Here is an 11,159-nt window from a genome sequence, read left to right as displayed (position 1 = left end):
CGTCGGGGTCTTTCTCCCGCGCACTTCGGTGTGCGGGATTTTTTTGGCGCCGGCGTTGGGGCGCGGCGGTATCACCGCTGCCGGCACGCACCTGAAAGGCTGGAAATATTATGTTGAGCAAGAATTATAGGTATATGGCGGCGGCGTGGCCGGCCGCACTGTTGGCGGCGGCGCTGTCCGCCTGCGCGGCGCGACCGCCGTCGCTGCCGGCTCCGCTTGCGCGCGCCATTGGCGAACTGAGCGTCGTCAATGCCCGGGCTGCCTATGGCAACCTGACCCTGCCGACCAGCGTCGACGGCGCGACGGTGACGTGGTCGTCGAGCGACGAAAAACTGGTCAGCGCCGCCGGCGAGGTGACCCGGCCAAGGGAACGCGACGCCAACGTCACGCTGCGCGCGACCATCCGGCATGGCGCCGGAACGGCCACGAAGGACATCCCGGTGCGCGTGGTCAAGGCCTTTGCCAGGGCGCCCGACCAGGCCTATCTGTTCGTTCACTTCACGTTCAAGGAAGAGAAGATCCATTTCAGCCTGTCGAAGGGAAACAACGCCCTCGAATGGCGCGAGCTCAACAACGGAAAGCCCGTGTTCACCTCCACCCTGGGCACCACCGGCCTGCGCGATCCGTACATCGTGCGTTCGCCGGAGGGCGACACCTTTTACCTGATGGCGACCGATCTGAAATGGTTCAAAGGCGCGACCAATGGCGTCCCGGGACCCGACCGCAGGCGCTACATCCAGGTGTGGGAATCGCACGACCTGGTCAACTGGTCGGCGCAACGCGACGTGCTGGTGGCGCCGGACACGGTGCGAAACACCTATGCGCCCGAGGCTTTCTGGGACGCGTCGATCGGCGCCTACGTGGTGTTCTGGACCTCGAAGATCGGCGCCAACGACTACCACACGCCGATGTACGCCACCACCCGCGACTTCGTCACGTTCACCGAGGCGCAGGTGTGGCAACCGGGCGAGTGGCGCATCGACTCGACCGTGGCCAAGGTCGGCGACATGTATCACCGCTTCACCAAGTCGATCGACAAGGCGCACGGCAACTGCCACGACATCGTGCACGAAAAGTCGGCGGACCTGCGCGCGCCGGGCGGGCAATGGCGGACGGTCGAGAGCTGCCTGGCGGCGGTGGTGGGCGTGCCCGAGACCGAGGCGCCGCTGGTGTTCAAGTCGAACCCGGGCGACGTCAACGGCGATTACCACTACCTGTGGATCGAGCGCTGGATACCGGACAAGACCTATGTTGCCTTGCGCAGCAAGAGTCTGGACACGCCGCGCTGGGAAGTGGTGCCGGTGAAGTTTCCCGATCCACTCCCCAAGCACGGCGCAATCTTACCGATCACGGCCGCCGAAGCGGCCGCGCTGGCCGCCGCCTATCCGACCACCAGGCCGTAAAAGGAGGACACGACAAATGACAAAAACGTAGGTCGGATTAGCGCAGCGTAATCCGACAACAGCCGCCAGCGCCCGCGCCGGGGTCGTGGCAGGGGCGGCAGGGACAGGCGCAGCACGCAGGAGACAGTGTTTCAAACAACAATATGAGGGATGAGATGATTTCGAAGCAAACCAATGGATACCGGCTGCGGCCGAACGCGATCGCGCTGGCGATCGCGGCGCTGACATCGTGCGCGCACGCGCAGCAAGCGGAGCAGCCCGCCACGCAAGCCGCCGCCCCGGACCCCAACGTGGTGGTCGTCACCGGCTTTCGCGCCAGCTTGAACAGCGCCTTGAACACGAAGAAGAACGCCGACGGCATCGTCGACGTGATCAAGGCCGAGGACATCGCCAAGTTCCCGGACGCCAACCTCGCCGAGTCGCTGCAGCGCGTGCCCGGCGTGGCGCTGGCGCGCGGCGACGGCGGCGAAGGCAAGCAGATCACCGTGCGCGGGCTGAACGCCGGCTTCACGCGCGTGCGCATCAACGGCATCGAAGGCGTCGCCGCCACCGGCGCGTCGGACATCAACGGCAGCACCAACCGTGGACGCGGCTTCGACTTCTCGGTGTTCGCCTCCGAGCTGTTCAACAGCCTCGAAGTGCGCAAAACGTCGGAGGCGGCGGTCGAGGAGGGCTCGCTCGGCGCCACGGTCGACCTGCGCACGGCGCGCCCGTTCGACTTCAAGGGCCGCACCGCCTCGCTGGGCGCCCAGGAATTCCACAACGACCTGTCGAAGAAGACCCAGCCGCGCTTCACCGGCCTGCTGTCGGATCGCTGGGAGACCCCGTACGGCAAGGTCGGCGCGCTGGTTTCCGGCGCATACGCCAGGCGGCGCGCGCAGGAGGAGGGCTACGAGGCGGTCGACCTGCTCAGCGCCAGCGCCGACGGCGGCTTTTGCTCGCCGGTCGGCGTCGCGCCGCAAACCCCGGGCAACGACGCGCTCAAGGGCAGCGACGCGCTCAACTGCGGCAGCGGCGCGCCGCGCACCTCCAGCCTGGCCGCGTGGAACGACGTCATGGGCCGCACCGACAACTACGGCGGCACGGTGGCCAATCCGGCGCCGGGCTCGGGCGCGTTCGCGCCGCGCATTCCGCGCTACCGCCGATCGATCACCGACTACGAGCGCACCGGCCTGACCGGCTCGCTGCAGTGGCGTCCCAGCCCGGACACGGAGGCGAACCTCGACCTCATGTACGGCAAGTTCGAGAACAAGCGTTACGACAACTACATCTCGGCGATTTCGTTCGGCCGTACGCTGGGACAGGCCAACGGTAAGCCGCAGACGTCGATCGTCGAATCCCACTTCGACCAAAACGGCAGCTGGGACTATGGCAAGTTCAACGACGTCGACGTCCGCAGCGAGGGGCTGCTCGATATCTATACGACCACGTTCCGCCAGCACGTGTTCTCCGGCAGCCACCGCTTCAGCGACCGCTTCAAGGTGAACCTGCTGCACGGCACCTCGAACTCCGAACTCGACGAGCCGATGCGCGCGACGGTGCAGTTCGATTCGCCCAACGTCGACAACTTTTCCTTCGACTTCCGCAACAACCGCAACGTGCCGGCGCTCAACTTCGGCGTCGACGTCGCCAACCCCAACAATTTCACGTTCGGGCCGCAGGACGCCGACGGCACCTTGCACGGCCAGTTCACCGGCCGCTACCTGAACACCAGGAACCGCCTGCGCACGACGGAAGTGAACGGCGCCTTCGAACTCAACGACAACCTGACGTTGAAGGCGGGCCTCTCCTCGCGCAAAAACGATTGGCACAATGTCGAGATCGGCTCCGGCGGCAACGGGCTGCGCCTGCCGGCCGGCACCACCGTGGCCGACATCTCGCGGCAGATCTCCGGCTTCGGCAGCGGTCTCGGCGCCGGCGTGCCGTCGTCGTGGGCGGCGGTCGACCTCGACAAGCTGCGCGCCGTCTACGACATCGAATGCCACTGCTCGAGCGTGCCGGGGTCGACCTACGCGCTGCTCGGCCAAGCCAACCGCGGGGTCGAGGAAAAGATCGACGCGCTGTACGGCATGGTGGATTTCAACTACGAGCTTGGCGGCATCACCTGGCGCGGCAACGTCGGCGTGCGCGGCGCCGAGACCAAGGCGACGTCGATGGCGCTGATCAATGTCGGCGGCACGCTGCAGCCGAATTACGTCGTCAAGAAATACCGCGACTGGCTGCCGGCGCTGAACCTGACCGCGCAATTGCCCAAGGACGTGTTCCTGCGCTTCTCGGCGGGCAAAACCTTGTCGCGGCCGGAATACATCGACCTGGCGCCGGTGGCCGCCGTGCCCAACGGCGCCGGCACCGTCAACATCGGCAACGGCAACCTCGATCCGATCCGCGCCAAGACCTACGACCTGCAAGCGGAGTGGTACTACGACAAGGGCGCGATGGTGTCGCTGGGCCTGTTCCGCAAGGAGATCGACAGCTTCATCCAGACCGTCTCGGACCGGGTCGCGTACAACACGCTGGGTCTGCCGAACGAATTGCTGGTCTACAGCGGCTGCTCGGTCACGGGCGGCGCGCCGGCCTGCCCGATCCAGCCGGGCGACCCGGTGATCGTCAGCCGCAAGGTCAACACGCCGGGCGGGCCGCTCAATGGCGCCGAGTTCAACCTGCAGGCGCCGTTCAACTTCCTGCCCGGCGTCTGGCGCAACTTCGGCTTGCTGGCGAACTTTACCTACGTCAAGTCGAAAATCACCTATATCACCCGCGTGGACAACCCGGCCACGGCGGCCAACGAGCTGAAATCGGTGACGGCCAACTTCACCGGACTGTCGCCGCGTGCGCACAACTTCACGCTGTATTACGAGGACCAGAAGTTCAGCGCGCGCGCCTCGCTGGCGCATCGCTCCAGCTACCTGAACGCGGTGCAGGGCGATGTGCTGGGACATGATTTCACCACGGTCGACGCCATGACCAATATCGACGCGAGCATTTCGTACCAGCTCACGCCAAACTTGCGCATCTCGCTCGAAGGCCAGAACCTGACCGACGAGCCGCTGCGCTACAGCCGCGACTCGCAGCGCAACGACACATTGTTGTACGTGCACTCGGGTCGCTCGGCGGTGGTGGGGTTGAGCTACAAGTTCTAGGCCCCGCACGGACGTTTTCGGCAACCGCAAGGCCGCGCCCCTCCGGACGCGGCCTTTGTACTGAAGGAATAACAAGATGAAACCGACGGTCATGAAGAAAATGGGGGCGGCGCTGCTGGCGGCGTTGGCGGTATCGGCGGCGCCGGCCATGGCGCAGCAGGCGCGCACGCGCGCCGACTGGGTGGCGCAGGGACAGTTGTTCGTCGGCGTGAACTACCAGCCGGTCGACCGTTCGCCGGCGCAGATCACGCGCGACATTGCGTTGATGAAGCAGGCCGGCCTGCAGGTGGTGCGCATGGGCGACCTGTCGTGGGATTACTACGAGCCGGCCGAGGGCAGGTTCAGCTTCGCCGCCTTCGACGCGGTGATGGAACAAATGCAGTCGGCCGGCATCAAGGTGGTACTCGACATCGGCGGTTCGATCGCGCCGCAATGGCTGCACCACCGGTATCCGGGCGCCACGCTGGTCAAGGAGGACGGCGGCAAACAATACCCGTCGCGGCGCTACATGCTCGACATTTCCGACCCCGACTACCGGCGCCTGTTGCACCGCTTCGCCGGGGCCTTGCTCGAGCGGTATGGCAAGCATCCGGCCGTCGTCGCGATCGGCTACAACAACGAGATGGGCAACGGCTACATGTCGTACTCGGAAGCGACGCGCCAGCGCTTTATCGCCTGGCTGAAAACGACATACAAGGATTTACCCGCGCTCAACAAGGCCTGGGCGACCCAGCGCTGGTCGCGCACCATCGGCGACTGGGACCAGATCCGCCTGCCGGACAACAGCAGCCCGGGCGAACGGTATCTGGACATGCGGCGCTTCTGGTCGGCGGCGGCGATCGACCTGCTGAGCGACCTGGAGTCGGTGCGCAAGCGCCACGCGCCTGGCAAGCCGGCCCTGTCCAACCTGTGGCCGGACGGTCCGCGCCTGGGCTTCGACTGGCTGCAAAGCTACCGCCGCTACGCCACCCACGGCGCATTCGGCTACTACGCGACCGATCCGCTGCAAGGCGCTTTCGATACCATGATGATGAAGGGCGGCATGTCCGCGCCGGTGTGGTTCAACGAGTTCCAGGCCGGCGGCGAGGGTTTTTACGGTGAACCGGGCCGCTCGCGCATGCTGGCCTACCTGGGCCTGCTCAATGGCGGGCAGGGCGTGCTGGCCTGGACCTTCAACAGCCACCTGGGCGGCGAGGAGCAGATCCTGTTCGGGTTGCTTGACCACGACGACACGCCCAACTGGAAGCTTGACGAATGGGGCGGCCTGGCCGGCGAGTTCAAGACCATGCAGAAACTCGGCTTTCCGCGCGAGATGCAGCCGGAGGTGGCCATCTCGTATTCGTGGGATTCGCTGCTGGCGGCGGGACGGGTCAAGAAATACTACGCCACGCCGTATATGGAACAAAAATACAGTGCCTTCGCGCCGCTCTACAACGACAACATCGACACCGCCGTCGTCGCCGTCACCTACGAGGACCTGAGCCGCTACAAGCTGCTGGTGCTGGCCGGCGAATACCTGATGGACCGCGCCGCCACCGATGCCGTGCGCCGCTATGTCGCCAATGGCGGCACGGTGGTGATGACGGCGTCGTCGGCCAAGGTGGATGGCAACAACCAGTGGTACGACACGGCCCTGCCGGGCGGACTGGCCGATGTCTTCGGCCTCAAGACGCACGCCTTTTACACCCATCCGCAAGCGCTGGCCGGCACCATCGGCGGCGTCGGCTTCAAGACCACGATCCACGCGTATGAAGTGCTGGAACCGTCGACGGCACAAGTGCTCGCGAAGCTCGACAATGTCGACGGCGCGCCGCCGGCCGTGACGTCGAACCGGTTTGGCAAGGGCAGGGCGATCTACGTCGCGACGCAGGCCCAGCCGTCGTTGCTGGCGCCGCTGTACTCTCAGCTGTATCGCGAGCTCGGCATCGCGCGCGGGCCGGTCACGCCGGCCGGCGTCTACGCGCGCGTGGTCGATGGCCGCACGCTCTACGTCAACACCAATCGCCAGCAGGTCAACGTGGCGATCGACGCCGCCAGGAAGAGCGTCCTGACCGGTAAGAGCGTCAGCGGCACGCTCTTACTGGGGGCAAACGGGGTCGACGTTCTTGAGTGAACCCGGCGCCGTGACGATCAGCGGATGTATGGCGCCAGGCCGAGGTTCTGGCGCGTGATCTCGCTGGCGATCATCTGCGCGAACACTTGCGCACCCGCTTCGTTCGAGTGGGTGGTGTCGGTGCCGACGAAGTAGGCCTGCGCGGCGGTCTTGCCGAGCGCCGCCACCCACTCGCTCGACAGCTTCATCAGGTCGATCAGCGGCGCTCCTTCGGAGGCGGCGAGGCCGGTCAGCTGGGTACGCACGTTCAAGTCGCCGTAGATATGCTGTGTGGCCAAGGTGGCGCCGGTGTTGCGCACCATCGGCGTCACCAGCACCGGATGCGCGCCCTTAGCCTTGATGGCGTTGATCATGCCGAGAATGCGCGAGTGGTAGACGGCGGCGCTGGTGTTCTTGTCGTTGTGGCCGAGCTGGATCAGCACCCAGTCGTTGGCCTTCAGGCGGGCGTCGATCTTAAACCAGATGAAGCCGCCATCGGTCCGGAACGCCTGCGTGCCTTCGCCGGAGTCGGCGTAGTTGGCGACGGCGATCTTGTTGTTGAAGAACCTAGGCAGCATGCCGCCCCAGCCGGTGTAGCGCGCGGCCGGCGCCAGGTCCAGCTGCGGCGGCTGGTCGGCGACCGTTGAGTCGCCGGCGATAAAGATCACGGGCACGTCGGTCACGGCCTTGGCCGACAGCGCCGTCAGGCCGCTGGCGCCGGAGGCGATGCGCAAGTTCAGGCCCGGCGTGCCCGGGTCGCGCGCTTGCTGCGGTTCGCCTTCGAACAGGTAGTCGCGCACGTCCACCAGCGTGCTCACGCAGCGGCCGTTGGCGGCGCTCTGTTGTGCGCCGACGAACATCCGGCGGCGCGATTCGGCATACACGTCGAGCGGTCCGAGGTAGCTGCGGTCGAAACGCATCGCCACGCTGTAGATGCTGCCATCGTTGCCGCCGACGGCGCACACGGCCGGGTCGCCGGTGCACGCTTGCAGCGCCGCCACGTCCGCCGCGCTGGCGCCGATGCCGCCGCAATCGTCGACCACGACATTGAACGTGGCGTCCTGCATCTGGGTGTCGGTGGTGATGGTGTCGAGCCGCAAGGTCTGGTAGTGGCGGATATATTTGGTCGGGTAGCGGTAGGATTGGAACGACGTCGCCGCCGCGTTCTTCAGGCCGGGAACCTTTTTGAAGGTGGCGTCCTCGGCGAAGTCGAGGGTGTTGTCGGGCAGCGCCAGTTCAAGCACGTAGTTTTTCTGGCGCAGGAAGTAGCCCGGCTTGCTCACCGACTCGAACGAGACGTAGGCGCTCGACGAATTGGCCCGTCCCGCCACGATCTTCCAGTTGGACTTGTTTTCGGGATTGACGTCGGCGGCGATGGCGGTGGCCAGTCCCGACTCGCGCCAATACAGCGACGGATAATTATAGGACTGCACCTTGACGATGTCCTGCGCCCGCGCCGTCATCGGCTGGGCGAACAGGGCGGCGAGCATGAGGCATAAGGACAACAGGAACTGTTTGAGGGGTTCAGACGAGATGTTCACAAGGCACCTTTTAAAATGTTATTCGGATGGTGAATGGTGGATATTCAGGCTGTGCGGCAGATGGGATGCTAATACGCCGCGCCCGCTCCAGCTATGCGGAACGGCGCCTGCGGCATATCGCTTTGGTATGGGAATTTGTACGGAAATTGCCGCCGGTTATGACGGCTTTCCTGTGGTTACAGCGGCTTGCCGTAGTAGCGCGGCGCGCCGTCGAAGCTGACTTCAATGCGGTCGAGTATCACGCCGGGGTCGAGCGCGTACACTTGCAGCCGATGGCTGCCGGCGGCCAGCGGCGCCACCGTCGCGCTGCGCACGGCGGTGTTGGAGAGCACGTTCGCCTTCCATTCGTCGCTGCGGCCGACGGTCTCGAAGTCGAGCAGTCGCAGCGGTCCGTTGTCGAGGCGGTACGCCAGCCGCACGTGGTGCGCCGACGTCAGCGGGTGTACCGGCAGCGCGACGAATTTCAATTGAGCGTCGCCGCCGCTCGAGGTGGCGAATTCGTACGTCAGCGCGGGCGCCGCGCCGGCGCCGGACAGCGCCCGCGACGGCAGGTCGAGGCGGGCGCGCATGCTGCTGCCGTAACTGCCCAAGCCATCGAGTTTTTCCCAGCCGGCGCCGGCATGGCCGCTCGCGGCGGGCAGGGCGACGATGCGTTCGCGCTCGGCGCTGAGTTGCCCGCCCGGTGCGGACGCGAGGTCGATGCGCGCCGCCAACGCCGTGGCGCCGCAGGCAGGCCGCAAACCCTTGGTATCGCCCCGGCCGTCGTAGCGCACGCTCAGGCGCTGCTCGTAGCCGTTGTCGGCGTTCAATTCTCCGTCTTGTCGGTCGATGCTGAGGCCGGCCGGCGTGGCCTCCACCGACCAGGGCTGCGTCTTGGCGGCGTAGTTGACCAGGGTGAGCGTGTAGGCGGCGGGCACGCCCTTGGTGAAGGTCAGTGCTTCGCTTTCGCCGGACAGCGCGGCCGGGTACACCAGCGAACAATCCTTGCGCGGCGATGGGCCATAGGTCGGTATCAACCCGGGCACGAACACCGGCAAGTTGCGCGGCGCGGCGTCCATCATGCCCTGCCATTTACCGTTCGCCAGGCTGTTGTAGTGTTTGGTGTCGGCGGCGATGTCGGCCTGCGCCTGCGCCGCCCGGGCGGCGTAGAGCGACGCCACCGGCCTGCCGGCGCGGGCGTATTGCGACGCCAGGTCCAGCTTGAGGATGCGCGTGTTGAGGTTGGCGCTGGCGCGCACCGGGTACAGCACCAGCTGGAAGTATGCGTCCCGCTGCGATGCGGGCATGGCCGCGCCGATCGCCTGCGCGCGGTCGGCCAGCGCGCGGTAGCGCAGCAGGCGCTGCTCGGCTTCCTCGCCGCCGCTGTCGAGGTAGGCGCTGGCGCGCGCCGGCGTGATCGATTCCACTTGGCTAAAGCCCATGAACTCCGGCCGGCGCTCCCACGCCAGGTCGTAGTATTCCTTGAGCACGGCGCCGATCTCGCGCGCCTGCGCCGGTCCGAACTGGCGTTGCAGCCACGCCTCCAGGTGCGACTGCGCCGGCGTGTCGAGCTTGGTGGCGTCGAAGGCCGCGTCGAGGAAGTAGTCTGTCAGGTATTCACCGGGCTTGATGTCGCCGACATTGACCACCCACAGCTTGCGCGTGCCGGTCGCGATGGCCCGCTGCAACTGGTCGCGCACCAGCGCCGGATGCGTCGTCGCCAGCCACAGGTAATCGTGCGGGCGGCCCCAGTACGACAGGTGGTAATACAGCCCGGTGCCGCCGCCGCGCCTGGCCTCGGCGGGCGTGCTCAGCTGATGCAGATAGCCGTAATTGTCGTCCGGCCAGACCAGCGTGACGTCGTCCGGCACCACCAGTCCGGCCTTGTAGATGTCCAGCACCTCCTTGTACAAGGTTAGCGCTTGCGGGATCTGCGCAGCCGGCTTGCCCTGCGCCTTGGACAGCAGGTCGCGTTCGATGCCGATCACCTGTTCCACCGCCTTGCGGGCCTGTGGAACCGTATCGGCGCCTTCCATGCCGCTGTCGTGGATGCCGCGGATGCCCACCGAATAGATGTTCTCGAACTCCTTGACCTCCTGGGCGCGGCTGTCCCAGTAGCTGACCAGCGCGTCCTTGTTGGTGAAGAAGTTGAATTCGCCGCGCGCCTTGTGGTCCCATTCGCGCACGTTGTTGCGCATCATCGGCTCGGCGTGCGAGGTGCCGACCACGATCCCGTAGCGCTTGGCCATCGCCGCGTTGCCGGCGATCTGGTAAAACGGCTTGGTCGATTCGTGCATCGCCGGCCAGATGAGGTTGGCCTTCAGGCGCAGCATCAGTTCAAAGATGCGTTCGTAGGTCGCCGGGCCGATGTCGCCGCTCGGATCGCGCCCGGCGGCCCACGGCTGCAAGCCCCAGTCCTCGTCGTTGAGGAAGATGCCACGGTATTGCACCGACGGCGCCGCCGAGGCCACGCGCCGGTCGTCGATGGCGGCGTCGGCGCGCGCCGCCGGCTTGACGTCGGCCCACCACTCCCAGGCCGAGACGCCGATCTCGCGCGTGACGTCGACGGCGCCGTAGATGGCGCCGCGCGTGTCCGAGCCGGCGATCAGCACCAGCCGCGCGCCGGCCTGGCCCGGCGCCGGGATGACGATGCGCTCGTAACGTTCCCATTGGTGGCGCAGCTTGCGGAGGTCGAGGCCGGCACGGCGGGCGATCCCGGCCACCAGCGGCGCGTCGTAGCGGCCGATCACGAAGCATAGCTGCGCGCATTGCTCGAGGCGGTCGATGCCTTGCGACGGCTGGCCGGTGACGGCGTCGAGGTCGCGCCGCAGCAGCCCGGCGGCCTGCGTGAGCGGTTCGTCGTCGTCCGCCAGCACGGTCGGCGCGGCGCCGGCGGCGTCGAGCAGTTGGAGGGGCGCGGCGCGCGCGGCACCGGCCGCGCCCAGCAATGAGGTGGCGGCGAACAGCAGCGAACAGATTTTTACGTGTCTCATGGCGTCTGATT

At 66.4% G+C, this 11,159-nt stretch carries 5 protein-coding genes; 3 read left to right on the top strand and 2 right to left on the bottom strand.

Going from position 1 to position 11,159, the window contains the following annotated elements; all coding sequences use genetic code 11:
• The first annotated feature begins 110 nt into the window (after positions 1–110).
• The 3 genes from BMX85_RS01000 to BMX85_RS00990 all read left to right on the top strand — a co-directional run bounded on the left by BMX85_RS01000 (position 111) and on the right by BMX85_RS00990 (position 6,656).
• Complete coding sequence (locus BMX85_RS01000) at positions 111–1,403, top strand: glycoside hydrolase family 43 protein (protein WP_090313776.1); 1,293 nt, start codon at positions 111–113, stop codon at positions 1,401–1,403.
• Positions 1,404–1,558: 155 nt separating this feature from the next.
• Complete coding sequence (locus BMX85_RS00995; RefSeq protein ID WP_177196621.1) at positions 1,559–4,543, top strand: TonB-dependent receptor; 2,985 nt, start codon at positions 1,559–1,561, stop codon at positions 4,541–4,543.
• A gap of 76 nt (positions 4,544–4,619) precedes the next feature.
• On the top strand, positions 4,620–6,656 hold the full coding sequence (locus tag BMX85_RS00990) for a beta-galactosidase (RefSeq protein ID WP_177196620.1): 2,037 nt from the start codon (positions 4,620–4,622) through the stop codon (positions 6,654–6,656).
• Positions 6,657–6,673: 17 nt separating this feature from the next.
• Here the strand turns inward: BMX85_RS00990 and BMX85_RS00985 are convergent, their stop codons facing one another.
• Positions 6,674–8,176, bottom strand: a complete 1,503-nt coding sequence (locus BMX85_RS00985; protein ID WP_143067871.1) for an AbfB domain-containing protein — start codon at positions 8,174–8,176, stop codon at positions 6,674–6,676.
• A gap of 176 nt (positions 8,177–8,352) precedes the next feature.
• Positions 8,353–11,148: a glycosyl hydrolase 115 family protein gene (locus tag BMX85_RS00980; RefSeq protein ID WP_090313772.1), complete on the bottom strand. Its 2,796-nt coding sequence runs from the start codon at positions 11,146–11,148 to the stop codon at positions 8,353–8,355.
• Between the last annotated feature and the right edge of the window lie 11 nt (positions 11,149–11,159).

Source organism: Duganella sp. CF517, assembly GCF_900110275.1.
Taxonomy (GTDB): domain Bacteria; phylum Pseudomonadota; class Gammaproteobacteria; order Burkholderiales; family Burkholderiaceae_D; genus Rugamonas.
Note: the sequence above shows the minus strand (reverse complement) of the source record. Positions and strands in the feature narration are given on the sequence as shown.